General features: G+C 70.3%; 14 protein-coding genes. 8 read left to right on the plus strand and 6 right to left on the minus strand.

Going from position 1 to position 12783, the window contains the following annotated elements; all coding sequences use genetic code 11:
- The first annotated feature begins 100 nt into the window (after positions 1 to 100).
- Entirely contained in the window at positions 101 to 256 is a 156-nt protein-coding gene (locus tag GWK16_RS09510; RefSeq protein ID WP_170053668.1) for a hypothetical protein, read from the plus strand.
- On the opposite strand, the gene GWK16_RS09515 is transcribed toward GWK16_RS09510, so the two are convergent.
- On the minus strand, positions 253 to 996 hold the full coding sequence (locus tag GWK16_RS09515) for a GntR family transcriptional regulator (RefSeq protein WP_338144443.1): 744 nt from the start codon (positions 994 to 996) through the stop codon (positions 253 to 255). The genes GWK16_RS09510 and GWK16_RS09515 overlap by 4 nt on opposite strands.
- A gap of 242 nt (positions 997 to 1238) precedes the next feature.
- Here GWK16_RS09515 and GWK16_RS09520 point away from each other — a divergent pair, with 242 nt between their 5' ends.
- From GWK16_RS09520 to GWK16_RS09535, 4 genes are all read left to right on the plus strand, one after another.
- Positions 1239 to 1922 carry a hypothetical protein gene (locus tag GWK16_RS09520; RefSeq protein ID WP_170053670.1) on the plus strand — a complete coding sequence of 228 codons (684 nt, stop codon included), beginning with the start codon at positions 1239 to 1241 and terminating at the stop codon, positions 1920 to 1922.
- Between the two features lie 387 nt (positions 1923 to 2309).
- Complete coding sequence (locus tag GWK16_RS09525; RefSeq protein ID WP_211187229.1) at positions 2310 to 3365, plus strand: methionine ABC transporter ATP-binding protein; 1056 nt, start codon at positions 2310 to 2312, stop codon at positions 3363 to 3365.
- The gene (locus GWK16_RS09530) at positions 3362 to 4024 is read left to right on the plus strand and encodes a methionine ABC transporter permease (protein ID WP_211187231.1); all 663 of its coding nucleotides are present in this window, start codon (positions 3362 to 3364) and stop codon (positions 4022 to 4024) included. Before GWK16_RS09525 ends, GWK16_RS09530 begins: the two co-directional genes overlap by 4 nt.
- 14 nt (positions 4025 to 4038) lie before the next feature.
- Positions 4039 to 4836: a MetQ/NlpA family ABC transporter substrate-binding protein gene (locus GWK16_RS09535; RefSeq protein WP_211187233.1), complete on the plus strand. Its 798-nt coding sequence runs from the start codon at positions 4039 to 4041 to the stop codon at positions 4834 to 4836.
- Positions 4837 to 5183: 347 nt separating this feature from the next.
- Here the strand turns inward: GWK16_RS09535 and GWK16_RS09540 are convergent, their stop codons facing one another.
- The 4 genes from GWK16_RS09540 to GWK16_RS09555 all read right to left on the minus strand — a co-directional run bounded on the left by GWK16_RS09540 (position 5184) and on the right by GWK16_RS09555 (position 8114).
- Complete coding sequence (locus GWK16_RS09540; protein WP_170053672.1) at positions 5184 to 5624, minus strand: PAS domain-containing protein; 441 nt, start codon at positions 5622 to 5624, stop codon at positions 5184 to 5186.
- The gene (locus tag GWK16_RS09545) at positions 5621 to 6310 is read right to left on the minus strand and encodes a 5-formyltetrahydrofolate cyclo-ligase (protein ID WP_248291231.1); all 690 of its coding nucleotides are present in this window, start codon (positions 6308 to 6310) and stop codon (positions 5621 to 5623) included. The genes GWK16_RS09540 and GWK16_RS09545 overlap by 4 nt, the downstream gene beginning before the upstream one ends.
- Positions 6307 to 7134, minus strand: coding sequence for an XdhC family protein (locus GWK16_RS09550; protein ID WP_211187237.1), 828 nt, complete (start codon positions 7132 to 7134; stop codon positions 6307 to 6309). The genes GWK16_RS09545 and GWK16_RS09550 overlap by 4 nt, the downstream gene beginning before the upstream one ends.
- A gap of 83 nt (positions 7135 to 7217) precedes the next feature.
- Positions 7218 to 8114 carry a LysR family transcriptional regulator gene (locus tag GWK16_RS09555; RefSeq protein ID WP_170053673.1) on the minus strand — a complete coding sequence of 299 codons (897 nt, stop codon included), beginning with the start codon at positions 8112 to 8114 and terminating at the stop codon, positions 7218 to 7220.
- A 142-nt stretch (positions 8115 to 8256) separates the two neighbouring features.
- Between GWK16_RS09555 and GWK16_RS09560 the strand changes: the two genes are divergently transcribed.
- Positions 8257 to 8955, plus strand: coding sequence for a CBS domain-containing protein (locus GWK16_RS09560; protein WP_248291232.1), 699 nt, complete (start codon positions 8257 to 8259; stop codon positions 8953 to 8955).
- Between the two features lie 5 nt (positions 8956 to 8960).
- Here GWK16_RS09560 and GWK16_RS09565 read toward each other — a convergent pair whose 3' ends face one another.
- Positions 8961 to 9809: a cellulose synthase subunit BcsC-related outer membrane protein gene (locus GWK16_RS09565; protein ID WP_170053675.1), complete on the minus strand. Its 849-nt coding sequence runs from the start codon at positions 9807 to 9809 to the stop codon at positions 8961 to 8963.
- A 597-nt stretch (positions 9810 to 10406) separates the two neighbouring features.
- Here GWK16_RS09565 and GWK16_RS09570 point away from each other — a divergent pair.
- A complete protein-coding gene (locus GWK16_RS09570) occupies positions 10407 to 11588 on the plus strand; it encodes a rhamnan synthesis F family protein (protein WP_170053676.1) in 1182 nt (393 codons plus the stop codon).
- A 64-nt stretch (positions 11589 to 11652) separates the two neighbouring features.
- Positions 11653 to 12777 carry a hypothetical protein gene (locus GWK16_RS09575; protein WP_170053677.1) on the plus strand — a complete coding sequence of 375 codons (1125 nt, stop codon included), beginning with the start codon at positions 11653 to 11655 and terminating at the stop codon, positions 12775 to 12777.
- Positions 12778 to 12783: the final 6 nt, after the last annotated feature.

Below are 12783 nucleotides of genomic sequence, written 5' to 3' on the forward strand. Positions count from 1 at the left end.
CGCGCCGCCGGCGCCGCAGTCGCGACCGTCAGGTCGAGCGCGCGGCCGCGGGGCCCCGGCCTCTCCGAGTGGGCAGGCAAGCCCCCAGGGGGGGGGCCTGGTGGCTACGACGCCGGTCGGGTTGGACGATATCGGGATCACCCCGCGCCACGACGACGCGATCCGCGCCGTCGAGGCGGCCTATCGCGCGGCGGGCATGGCTCTTCAACCGCCCCGCGGCCGGATGACGGCCGTGGTGGAAGGTCTTCGAGGCTAGCGGCCGAACACCCGGTCCGGCAGCGACAGGATCGCCGCGCATTGGGAGCGCAGGTGGCTGCTCATCGCAGCCTCCGCCGCGGCGGCGTCCCGGCTCAGGATGGCCTCCACGATGCGGGCGTGGTCGCGCTTCGAGTTCGCCCAGAAGGAGGGTTGGAGCGAGCGACGCATCTCGACCATCACCGCAGGGAGCCAGAGCGGGCGGATCATGGCGCCGAGCTGGGGGTTCCCGGAAAGGTCGGCGATGACGCCATGCAGTTCGTAGTTGCGATCGCGCTCCGTGCCCGTTGCGCCCGGGTCGCCGGACAGCGCGTAGCGGGCCGCGACGTCGAAGCGGCTGCGGTTGTCGCCTTGATCCAGCAACGTCGTCGTCAGCGCCGCCGCCAGGCCTTCGAGCTTCTCGCGGATGGCGAAGCGATCGGCGATCTCCTTGCGGCCGAGCCGGCGGACGATCGCGCCGCGGTTCGCGACGATCTCCACCAGGCCGCTGGCGGACAGGCGGTTGAAGGCTTCCCGCAGCGAACTGCGGCTCACGCCCAATTCGCGGACGAGGTCCGCTTCAACAAGGCGCTGTCCCAACGCAAGGCGGCCCGACCGGATCGCCTCCTCCGTATCCCTGACGATGAAATCCACCGTCCCACCACGGCGGGGCGTGGGGCGGGAGGTCGGATCGGATCGTCGGCTGGGATGGGGCGGCGGCGATGCCATGAGGAGCCATGTAGGCCGTTCGAAGGTCCTCATACGGCAGGCGGCGGGCCGCGTTCAAGCGCAATGGCCGCTGCCTGGAGCCTCTCCACAAGGGGCAGATCCCGCCCGCGATCGGCGCTCTTCATCCTCGAACCATCCTGGCATCGCTTTCGAGGGGCCGCCGTCTGCTGCGGCTGACCGAGAGAGCTGGACCGCGCCCTGGTGATCTGGACGGGACGCTGATCGCCCGTTGCTTCGACGCGGCGAACGGCGCGATCTTCCGTGCCGGCGCGGCGGTGATCGCGGTGGCGGGGCCTGCTGATCCTGTCGCGCTGCATGGTCAAAACGGCGCTGTTGGCGGGCTGCGGCGCTTTGGGGCGGGCTTCGATGACACGAATCGAGGGAGATCATCGGGAATGAGCGAAGGCGACGCGGCGGGCCATGGGCGGCTCGGCAAGGCGAAGGAGTTCGTGGTGGATGAGTTCCGCCGCTTCATGGTCTCCTTTCTCTACATCTGGGTGCTGCTCGGCATGTTCACCATGCACGAGGAGATTGCTCTTCGGTCGCATGGCGACGTCGCCCTCTGGCCGCATGGCTTCGCAGCGGTGAACGCCCTCGTGCTCGGTAAGGTCGCCCTCGTGGTGGAGGATCTGCGCCTGGGCCACCGGATCAAACCAACGCCGTTGATCTGGCCGATCGTCCTCGAGTCCCTCATCCTCGCAGTCCTGTTCATCGCCATGCATGTGCTGGAACACGTGATCGGCGGCTGGATCCACGGCGAATCCCTGGCGGCGAGCGTGCCGGCGATCGGCGGGGGCGGGTTTCTGGGCCTCTTCTTCTCCGCGACGAGCTTCTTCGCCGCGATGCTGCCGTTCTGCGGATTCCGTATCATCGCCAACGCGATCGGCATGGAGCGCGTCTGGGGCCTTCTGTTCGGCGCACCCGCCGGTGATGCGGAGTCCGGGCCATCCATGACGTGACGCCGGCGGGCCAATCGGGCATCGGCGGCGACGACGCGATCCAAGAAGCGCGGTACGCTCCCGCCGCGGGAATGGGCTCGCGGGCGCGGGGATCAATCGTCGCGGAGCGTGAAAATTTCGATCTCCGAGCGCTCGCTACTGACGAAAGGATTTTCTGCTCGACGCATTACTTGATCGCCGCCGATTCTCCGGCATAAGGGGCGGGCCACGGGCGGCCGATAATTCAATTCCATATAGTGTTGTTATTGACTCTACGTGGTGAATCCGTTTAATGCGCGCCCCAACCTCGCGGCCCGACATGCCGCCCCGGAGCACCCCCGGCCGATGGCTGACCTGCAGGAAGCGCGCCTTCACGGCGGCGCGCCGATTCCACATATCGCGCGTGCCATGGCTGAGCCCCTTTCCAACCTGCGCCCCTCCGCGATCCGCCTCACCGGCCTCCGCAAGCGCTTCGCCGCCGGCGGGACAGTCGCGCTCGACGACGTCTCGCTCGACGTTGCGCAGGGCGAGGTGTTCGGAATCGTCGGGCGTTCCGGCGCCGGCAAGTCGACGCTGATCCGGTCGGTGAACCTGCTCGAACGGCCGGATGCCGGGCGCGTCGAAGTGCTCGGCGCTGATCTCCTCGCGCTGGACGAGCCCAGGCTGCGGGGTGCGCGGCGCGGCATCGGCATGGTGTTCCAGCACTTCAACCTGCATACGCGCCGCACCGTCGCCGAGAACATCGCCTTCCCGCTCGAGATCGCCGGCATTCCGCGCGCCGAACGCGCCGGGCGTGTCGCCGAGATCCTGCCTTTGGTGGGCCTCGAGGCGAAGCGCGATGCCTATCCCGCGCAGCTTTCCGGCGGGCAGAAGCAGCGCGTCGGCATCGCCCGCGCGCTCGCGTCACGCCCGCGCATCCTGCTGTGCGACGAGGCCACCAGCGCCCTCGACCCGGAGACGACGCAGGAGATCCTGGCCCTGTTGCGCGAACTGCGCGACCGCCTCGACCTCACCGTGCTGCTCATCACGCATGAGATGGCGGTGGTGAAGGCGGTCTGCGACCGCGTCGCGGTGATGGAAGCCGGGCGGATCATCGAGCAGGGCCGCGTCTTCGACGTCTTCACTCGCCCCGCCCACGCCACCACGCGCCGCTTCGTCGCCGAGGTGATCGGCCATGCCGTCCCCGCCGGCACCGTCGCGCGCCTGCCGGCGCCGACCGAGGGCCAGGAGCGCCGCCTTGTGCAGGTCGTCTTCGCCGGTCCCAACAGCACCCGTGCCGTCGTCAGCGAGGCGAGCCGCGACTTCGGCGTGGACATCAACATCATCTCGGGCCGCGTCGACGAGATCGCCGGCGAGCCGTTCGGCGTCATGGCGCTCGCCGCCTATGGCCCCGCGCAGCGCGTGGAGGCGGCGCTCGGCTGGATGCGCGCGCTCGGCCTCGAGGTGACGGAGATCGCGCCATGAGCTGGCTCACCCCGACCATGCAGGACCTGCTGCTGGAAGCGCTGTGGCAGACCACGCTGATGGTCGGCGCGAGCGCGGCCATCGCGGTGGCGCTGGGCCTGCCCATCGCGCTCCTGCTCTACGCGACCGGATCGGACGGGCTGCGGCCGACGGCCTGGGTGAACCGCCCGCTCGGGTTGTTGGTGAACGCGGCCCGCTCGACGCCCTTCATCATCCTGATGGTGGCGATCGTGCCCTTCACGCGCCTGGTGGCCGGCACCTCGATCGGGACAGGTGCCGCGATCGTGCCACTCGCGCTCGCCGCCACCGCCTTCCTCGCACGGCTGTTCGAGAACGCGCTGCGCGAGGTCGACAAGGGCGTGATCGAGGCCGCGCGCGCCATGGGCGCGAGCCGCCTGCAGATCCTCCTCAAGGTGCTGGTGCCGGAGGCGTTGCCGGGGCTGGTCGCGGCGACCACCGTCGCGCTCGTCTCGCTGGTCGGCTTTTCGGCCATGGCGGGCGCGGTTGGCGGCGGCGGGCTCGGCGATCTGGGCATCCGCTTCGGCTACCAGCGCTTCATGCCGGAAGTCATGGCAACCGTCGTCCTCATCCTCATTCTTCTCGTGCAGGGGCTGCAGTCCTTCGGGGACTGGCTGGTCCGCAGCACCTCGCATCGCTGATGGAGCACCTTTCGATGATCTCTCGCCGCGCCCTCGCGCTTGCCGCCATCGCCCTGCCCGCCGCCGCGCAGGCGCAGGACATCGGGTCCGCCCAGCGGCCTCTTCGCATCGGCGTCACTGCCGGCCCGCACGCCCAGGTGATGGAGAAGGTACGCGAGATCGCGGCGCGCGACGGCCTGGTGATCCGCATCGTCGAGTTCCAGGACTACATCCAGCCCAATGCGGCGCTCGCGGCCGGCGACCTCGACGCCAACAGCTACCAGCACCAGCCCTTCCTCGACCAGCAGGTGCGCGACCGGCGGCTGCCGATCGTCAGCGCGGGCAAGACGCTCGTCTTCCCGATGGGCATCTATTCGCGCAGGCATCGTCGCCTGGCGGATGTGCCCAATGGCGGGCGGATCGCCATCCCGAACGATCCGACCAATGGCGGGCGGGCGCTGGTGCTGCTCGCGAACAACGGCGCCTTCCGCCTGCGTGACGGTGCCGACTTCCGCGCCACCGTCGCCGACATCGCCGACAACCCGCGCCGCCTGCGCGTCGTGGAACTCGAAGCCGCGCAGATCCCCCGCGCGCTCGAGGAGGTCGAGGCCGCGGCGATCAACACCAACTTCGCCATCCCGGCCGGGCTCAACCCCGTGCGGGATTCCATCGCGCTGGAATCCGCCGACAGCCCGTACGCCAACCTGATCGCGGTGCGCGAGCAGGACCGCAACGCCCCCTGGGTGCGCCGCCTGGTCGCGGCGTATCAGAACCAGGAGGTGAAGGACTTCGTCCAGGCGACCTTCCAGGGCGCCGTGGTGCCGGCCTTCTGAGGACGCCCCGGCGGTCGATCCCGGCCCTGCCCGTTTGGCAGGACCGTGCTGACGCTGAAGGCGGCCTTCTCCCGCCGGCATCCGCACCTCGACGCGGTGCCGCAGGGCGGACGCATGGTCATCCGGAACGATCCGACCGATGGCGGGCGCGCTGCGGCTGCTCGCGCAGGACGGCGCGTTCAGGCTGCGCCCTGGTGCCGATCATCGTGCGACGGTCGCCGCCATCGCGGAGAACCCGGAGCGCTTGCGCACCCTGGGTCTGGAGGCGGCCTCAATCATGCGGTCCCTGCTCTGGCGCGCCGGAGGGCCACCAACGTCGTGCGGTCCGCGGGTGGAACGCACCCGTATCAGCCGGCCTTGGCTTCCGCCGCGGCGACCTGCCGACGCAGTGCCCGCAATTCCTCAAAGCGTGCGGTCACGTCGCGCAGGACCGCCGCCATGCCGATCATCGCGCCGCTGCCGTCGCGAAGCGGCACGATGGTGAACTCCACCGAGATCCGCCGCCCGTCGCGATGCAAAGCCGGCACCGCCAGCACCTCGCCGGCGCCGTAGCGCGACTGGCCTGTCGCCATCACCCGGTCGAAACCGGTCCAGTGCCGCGCGCGTTGGGCGTGCGGGATGATGATGTCGAGCGACCGGCCCAACGCCTCGGCCTCGGTGAAACCGAAGATGCGCTCGGCCCCGGGGCTCCACAGGCCGATGGCGCCGTCGCGGCCGCAATAGACGACGGCATCCGCGGCGGAGGTGAGCAACGCCTCTCCCAGCGCCGCGCGTTCTTCGGGCGTCATGCCCTGGGCTCCAGCGCGCCGGCCTCGGTCACGATGAGGTCCATGGGGATGTCGTGCGGCTGCGGATGGATGGTGGCGAGGCGCAGGCTCTCGAACCCGATGCCGATCGTGCGCGGTCGGCGCGGCATCGCCGCGAGCGTCCGGTCGTAGTAGCCCCCGCCATGGCCGAGCCGGTAGCCGCGCGCGTCGAAGCCCACCAGCGGCACCAGCAGCGTATCGGGCAGCACCGGATCGCCCTCGGCGGGCACCGGGATGTTCCAGATCCCCGGCACCATCCGGGCGCCGGGACGCCAGGGCCGGAACTCCATCGGTGCCGCGCGCTGCACCACGACCGGCAGCGCCAGGCGCGCGCCCTCCCGGTGCAGCGCGCGGACAAGCGGCCGGACATCGTACTCGCCCTTGAACGGCCAGTAGAAGCCGACGTGCCGGCCGGCGAAATCCGGCACCGCGGCGCGCAGATGCGCGGTGATGAGACGATCCCGCCCCCGGCGTTCGGCGTGCGGCACCGCCGCGCGGCAGGCGATCAGCCGCGCGCGCTCGGCCCGGCGCCACGCCTGCACGTCCTGCCATCCGGGTTGACCGAGCCACGCCGGATCCAGCTCATGCAGGAAGCAGGGCGGGGAGGCGCACATGATCTCCACGTTCGGGTCCTCCTCCAGCGGCGCGATGCCGGGGCGCGGCGTCATGGCGTCGCCTCCGCCCATGCAGGCCGTTCGGAGGCGCCGGCATCACGCGGCGTGCCGGTGCCGCCGCGTCGCCGCATGACGATCTCAGCGAGGACCGAGAGCGCGATCTCGGCTGGCGCCTGGGCCCCGAGGTCCAGTCCCGCCGGCGCACGCAGGCGTGCGAGCGCCGCGGGGCCGAAGCCCTCGTCGCGCAGGAAGTCCCGCATCAGCGCCGCGCGCTTGCGGCTGGCGATGATCGCGACATGGCCCGCCGACGATCGCAGCGCACGCACCGCAGACAGGTGGTCGCCCTTGTGCTGCGTCGCGATCACCACGCTGTCGTCGCGCCCGGGCTGCAGCCGCGCGAAGTCGTAGTCGTCGCCGATGATCTCCTCCGCGCCGGGAAAGCGGTCCGGCTCGGGCGCCGGCACGTCGCTCACGACGATGCGGAAGCCGAGTTCCGCACCGATCCGGCAGAGGCTCTCCGCGACCCGGCCATGCCCGACGATCCAGAGCGTGGGTGGCGGCAGGACGGGCGCCACGAAGACGCGCATCGTGCCGCCGCAGGGCATGCCGACGCCGAGCACCTCGTCATCGAGGTCGAGCTCGATCAATCGCGGGGTGCCGTCCTCGAGACCATCCAGCGCCGCCTGCCGGACCGCACCTTCGGCGCAGCCGCCGCCGACCCAGCCGAGCAGCACCGTGCCGGCCGCATCGATCAGTGCCCTGTCGCCGGCATGGGCGGAGGTGGATCCCCGCGTCTCGACCACCATCGCGAGCGCGTGCGGTTCGCGCCGCCGCGCCATCGCCGCCATCAGCTCGGCAAGCCTCGCCTCCTCCGGCATCGATGCCTCTCCGCCTCCGCCACAGCCGTCGACGCGATCCTGGTCCCCGATCCCCGCGGCGACAAATGCGAGTTCCTGCTGATTCAGTGCGGAGTTTCCGCACGATGGCGGCGGGCGGCCCGGCCCACGACGGCGACCCCCGGCTGTTCCCGGGCGATGCGTCGCAGCCCATCGAGCGCCGCTTCGATCAGCGCGGGATCCGCGCTCGTTTCGCTGAACACGGCGTAGGCCGGGTAGAGGAACTCCGGCGTCTCCGGCACCAGTTCGAGCCGCCCGGATTCCAGATGCGGCCGCACGGCGCCGAGGCGGAAGTAGCCGGTGCCTCCGGCCTCGAGCAGGAAGCCGAGCCCCAGCGGCCCGAGATCCACCACCAGGCTCGGCTCACGCTGGCCGCCGCCGGCGGCGGCGTAGTGCAAGGCGAGCTCGGGACCCCAGTCGACCTGCACGTAGTCGTCGCGCCCGCTGCCACCCGTGCTGCGCACCATGACGAGCCGCTCCTCCATCAGCAGCTCGATCCGGAGGCCCGGGCGATGACGCGGCGCATAGGCCACGCCGATGTCGATGATGCCGCCCGCGACCTGGTCGACCACCGTTTCGGGCAGGCCGACATGGGCACGCAGGGCGACGTCCGGCTGCGCGCGGCGCATCCACAGCAGCCAGCGCAGCAGCAGGGGGTCCCACAGGCTGTGTTCGGCGCCGATCCCGAGAACGGCGCGGCGCCCGGCGGGAACCGCGACTTCGTGCCGCGCCCGTTCCCAGAGCTGGACCAGCGCGGGGGCGTGGCGGAGGAACTGCTCGCCGGCGGGCGTCAGGCCGGCCCCGGACTTGTTGCGCACGAAGAGACGGCGGCGGAGCTGGTCCTCGAGCGTGCGGATGCGGGCGCTGACCGTCGTCTGGCTGACATGCAGCCGCTCGGAGGCCCTGATGAAGCTGCCGGCGGACACGATGGCGAGGAAGGTGCGGACGAGTTCGATATCCATGGCGGCCTGGTACGTAGCACCAACGGTGCATTGAAATATTGATGAAATTCGCTTGTTCGCACTGACCGCCTGCCGCAGGCCCGGCTGCCGGTGATGGAGGAGTTGCCGCTTCCGCCCCGGATGCGCCGGAAGGAGCATGACCATGGATGCCCTCCAGGCCCGCGACCTGATGACCACCCCGGTCGTGACGGTGCCGCCCGACATGGCGGTCGAGGCCATAGCGCGGCTGCTGGCCCGACGGGGCATCACCGCCGCACCGGTGGTCGACGGTGATGGCGCCCTGCTCGGCCTGGTGACGGCGGCGGACCTGACCTGCCGCCTGTCGGAGCCGCCGGCAGCGGAACCGAGCTGGCTGCGCTGGCTGCTCGCCGACCCGTCCAAGGCTGCCATCCGCTATGCCCGCGCGCACGGCTTCGTGGCGCGCGACGTGATGAGCCTGGAGATCGACACGATCCCGCCGGACCTGCCGGCCGCGGGGATCGCGTCCTTGCTCGAAAGCAAGGGCATCCGACGCGTCCTGGTCACGGAGCGCGGGCGCCTGCGCGGCATCGTCAGTCGCTCGGACCTGTTGCACGCCGTCACAGGCGAAAGGGTCGAACCGACCGACCTGCCCGATGCGCGTATCCGCACCGCGATCCTTGCGGCCATGCGCCGGGAATCCTGGGCCGACCTCTTCCACACCCAGGTCGAGGTGCATGACGGCGTCGTCGAATTCCATGGCTTTGCGCCGGGGCGCGAAGTGCAGCGCGCGCTCCGCGTGCTCGCGGAGCATGTCCCCGGCGTGAAGGGCGTGCGCGACCTGACGGAGCCGGTCCTGCCCCTCGAGCAGGTGATGCTGTGACGACGCTAGGGACCGGTGCCGGCTATTCCGGCAACTGATACCACGTAGACGCCGCCGCGCGCCTCGTTCCAATTCGCCGATCGGTCGTAGCGCAGCAATGCACCGAGCGCGAGGTCGCGCGAGATGGCGTATTGAAGGTCGGCGCGAAGGCTGCCGATGACGCCGCTCTCGCTCTGCGATGGATAGGCGGTGATCAGCCCCGGCGCGTCGGCGGCGCGCGCCCGGAGTTGCCCCTGCAGCGCCCCCCCCCGAGCCGCCAGGACCAGCCGCCGGACCGGGCGCGCCAGTCGATGGGCAGGTTCACGGCCACCCTGGCCGAGGGTGAAGAAGCGCAGGTTCTCGACATAGGCGAAGTAGACGAGGTCCATGCCGAGCGTGAGCGTCTCGTCGGGCTGCCGCACGACCGCATAGGACCCGCCGGCGGCGATCTCGATCCGGGCGTTGGCCTTGACGCGGCTGCCGGTGAAGGTTGCGTAGCCGCCGCCGGCGTAAAGCGAACCGGCACCCTGGCTGTATTCGACCTGCGCGCGGCAAAGGCGAGCAGGCGTTGCCGGCCCTCGAAACCGTCGACCTCGGACGGCTTCCTCGATCTCGGCGGCGATGCACCTGTGTTGCGCGAGGCGCGCCATGTTGGGTGATCGCTGACCCTGCGGCACCTGGGCGATCAGCGCGGCCGCATTGCCGGCCCGGCCCTCTCCCTCGACGAAGAGCGCGGCGGCGAAGATCGCCTCGCCGCCGGGCTGCGCCTGTGTCAGTGGCGATTCGACGATGCTCCGGACCTCGCCGGCATCCCTGCCGCGCGAGCGCGCGGGCGAGGTCGAGACGAACCCAGCGATCGGTCGGGGTCTCGGCAAGCGCACCGCATCCGGCGCACATGCCGCTTCCGCCCGCGGGACCCGCCACCGGCGCTCCCCTCGGATTGTCGCATTACCGTGTGGGGCGAACGGCTTCGCGGCCGGCCGCCGCAGCAGCAGTTCTCTCGCAAACGTGCTTTGCGAGATCCGCCCCCCGTGATGGCGCCTGAGTAGTCGCTCCTGCCATCGAATGGTCCGCGTGGCCCTGATCAGCGCAAGCCTTGCGGTTTCGGCGGGGGCTTACGGCATTCGTCCTAGGGCAAGCATGCCGCCGATCCTGCCGATCCCGCGATCAGCAAAACCACCTTGCCCCGCGGCTCCGCCTGCATCTACACGAGGACCGGGCTGGGCCTCGGACAGGGGAAGGTACCGCGACTGACGGGCATCATCCGCGACGTTATCGGCGTCATGCACAGCAGCGGTGGCCATTTCAGGGAACGACCGCTGTGATGCCCCGCATCGAGCGTCAGCCACCGCACACTCCGACGAACCCACGGCGGCCGGCATGCCGGCATCGGCCGGCGCCCGGTCGTCATCCGCTCCCACGAGACCCGTGGGCTGACCAGGGGGTGCGCCGCCCCGCGCACCGGCAACACAATGCGTGATCTGCTGCGCTGGGTCGCGAGGCAACTCGACCGCCTCGCCTATTACGCCTACCGCGCCGGCATCAAGCTCGCCCAGCAGCCGCAGGTGCTGCAGGAACGCCATCCGCAGATCCTGTCCGACGAGGTCTGCACACCGGCCACCGGCAAGGCCTTCGCGATTGTGGTGAAGTATGCCGCCTTCCGCGTCGGTGAGGATTTCCTCGATCTGCTCGCCACCCTGCGGCGACAGGGCGTCAATGCCGTGGTCGTCTGCAACGGCAGGCCACGCCCGGCGGAGCTCGAGCAGCTGCGGGCCGCGGCCCATCGCATCCTGATCCGGCCGAATGTCGGTCGCGACATGGGCGCCTACCGCGCGGCGAGCCTGCACCTCCAGGGCCTCGCTGCCGGCCGCATGCTCTACTTCAACGACAGCATCTTCTACCTGCGCGGGCCGGAACTGGAGGACATGGTGGGGCGGCTGACCGACAGCGCCTACGATGTCGTCGGGACCTTCGAGAACCACGAATACTACCACCATGTCGGCTCCTTCGCGTTCGGGGTCTCGGGCGAGGTCTTCGCGGATCCACGCGTCGCGGCCTTCTGGGAACGATACAAGCCGTACGATCTGCGACCGCATGCCATCGTCCGCGGTGAGATCGGCCTTGCCGAATGCGTCAAGAAGGCCGGCTACAGGATCGACGTCGTCTACTCCGCCGAACGCCTTGCCGAGCGGCTCGACGCCATGGCACTCGACGAACTTGCGGCGTTGCTGCGCTTCCTTCCAACGCAGCTGCGCTCGACCTCACCGGCCACCTTGCTCGGCAGGCCGGAGGCGACGGCGCGTGCGCTGCGCGGGTTGCGGGTCGAACCCTCCGCCGGGCAGGCGCCGAGCTCGATCGAACAGCTCGCCGGGCGGATGGAACGCGAGGCCCTGGTGAACGAGATCATGCGATCCTTCGTCAACACCAGCCAGGTGCATTTCGGCTTCGGCGTCTTCCACCGTGTGATGGGGGCCCCACTCGTCAAGAAGGACCTGCTGGCGCGAGGCGTCTTCCTGGAACATGAAATCGCGCGGATCCTCGAGCTGCTGCCCGCAGGGCAACGCTCGGAGATCCTGCGGGAACTCGTCACCCGCGGCCGTCCGGTGCGCATGAACTGGATCCGCCGGTTCAAGACGGCGCACGGGTTGGTCTGAGGGTCGGCGGGATGAGCGCGCATCCCCAGATCTCTGCTGCGGCCGTCATGCGCGGCGTTGAAGCATGACGGGCATCGGACCGACGCTCGGCGGAGGTACTGTGGCCAGCGAGGTCGTCGGCAGCATTGCCCCGCGCCCACCTGCGGCCCCTCGGCCCTATCGGTTGACCGACCTCGCGACGTCGGGACCAGGCTTGCCGCGCGCCTTCCAAGGTCTCGGGACGCGATCGGTTGGCGCCTTCCTGCAGCGGGTGGCGACAGTGGGCGTCGAAGTTCTGACGGCGGCAGCAGCGGATCTGTTGCGTCCCCAAGCCGGACGCATTCTCGAGATCGCACCGGGGCGGGCGCCCTCCAGGGGGGGCTCCGTCGCCCTTTACGCGCATTGGTCGCCCGACGGTCGGATTTCCCGCATGGTCATGCGGCAGATCGCGATCTGGCGCGAGAACGGCTTCGACGTTGTCTTCGTGTCGAACGCCTCCCCTCCCGCGGAGGACTGGGGCGCGGTCGCCGAGCAGACGGTCCTGCGGATCCGACGCGGCAACACCGGGGGTGATTTCGGTGCGTGGCGGGATGCCGCCAGGGAAGCCTTGCGGACCCTGCCGCAGCCGCGGGAGCTGCTGCTGTCGAATGACAGCGTGTTGGGGCCGTTCCGACCGATGGAGCCGATCGTCGCGGCCTGGCGCGATGGGGGCGAAGGTCTTTTCGGTCTGACCGAAAGCCTCGCCGGCGGCGCGCACCTGCAGTCCTACGCGCTGCTGGCCCGGGGCGAGGATGCGGTCGGCACCGTGCTCACGCATCTCGAGGGCTTCCGGGACAGCCGGAGCAAGTGGCGGATCGTTCAATCCGGCGAGATCGGCCTGACGCGCCGGTTCGTCGCATCCGGCATCCGCTGCGCGGCCCTTTTCGGGTATGAACGGGTCCTGACGCAGGTCGATGCGGCGACGCGCCTGTCGCTCGGCGACCGCTTCGCGGCCCCCGACAGCCTGCGCCGCCATCCACTCAATCCCTGCCACCACCTGTGGCGCGTACTCGTCGAGCGAATGGCATTTCCCTACATCAAGACCGACCTGATCAGTCGCAATCCCTGGAACCTGGCTGACCTCGACGGCTGGACGGATCTTGTTCCGCTGCGCGAGCAGGACCTGATGGTCGAGCATCTTCGCCTCATGTGCGGACCCGACCCTCGGTAGAACGCG

Origin of the sequence: Neoroseomonas marina (assembly GCF_012927745.1) — a bacterium.
Lineage (GTDB): Bacteria > Pseudomonadota > Alphaproteobacteria > Acetobacterales > Acetobacteraceae > Neoroseomonas > Neoroseomonas marina.

Coding starts and splice junctions, on each gene's coding strand:
- GWK16_RS09515 (WP_338144443.1), bottom strand. CDS start 996: ATGAGGACCTTCGAACGGCCTACATGGCTCCTCATGGCATCGCCGCCG.
- GWK16_RS09525 (WP_211187229.1), top strand. CDS start 2,310: ATGGCTGAGCCCCTTTCCAACCTGCGCCCCTCCGCGATCCGCCTCACC.
- GWK16_RS09530 (WP_211187231.1), top strand. CDS start 3,362: ATGAGCTGGCTCACCCCGACCATGCAGGACCTGCTGCTGGAAGCGCTG.
- GWK16_RS09535 (WP_211187233.1), top strand. CDS start 4,039: ATGATCTCTCGCCGCGCCCTCGCGCTTGCCGCCATCGCCCTGCCCGCC.
- GWK16_RS09540 (WP_170053672.1), bottom strand. CDS start 5,624: ATGACGCCCGAAGAACGCGCGGCGCTGGGAGAGGCGTTGCTCACCTCC.
- GWK16_RS09545 (WP_248291231.1), bottom strand. CDS start 6,310: ATGACGCCGCGCCCCGGCATCGCGCCGCTGGAGGAGGACCCGAACGTG.
- GWK16_RS09550 (WP_211187237.1), bottom strand. CDS start 7,134: ATGCCGGAGGAGGCGAGGCTTGCCGAGCTGATGGCGGCGATGGCGCGG.
- GWK16_RS09555 (WP_170053673.1), bottom strand. CDS start 8,114: ATGGATATCGAACTCGTCCGCACCTTCCTCGCCATCGTGTCCGCCGGC.
- GWK16_RS09560 (WP_248291232.1), top strand. CDS start 8,257: ATGGATGCCCTCCAGGCCCGCGACCTGATGACCACCCCGGTCGTGACG.
- GWK16_RS09570 (WP_170053676.1), top strand. CDS start 10,407: ATGCGTGATCTGCTGCGCTGGGTCGCGAGGCAACTCGACCGCCTCGCC.
- GWK16_RS09575 (WP_170053677.1), top strand. CDS start 11,653: ATGACGGGCATCGGACCGACGCTCGGCGGAGGTACTGTGGCCAGCGAG.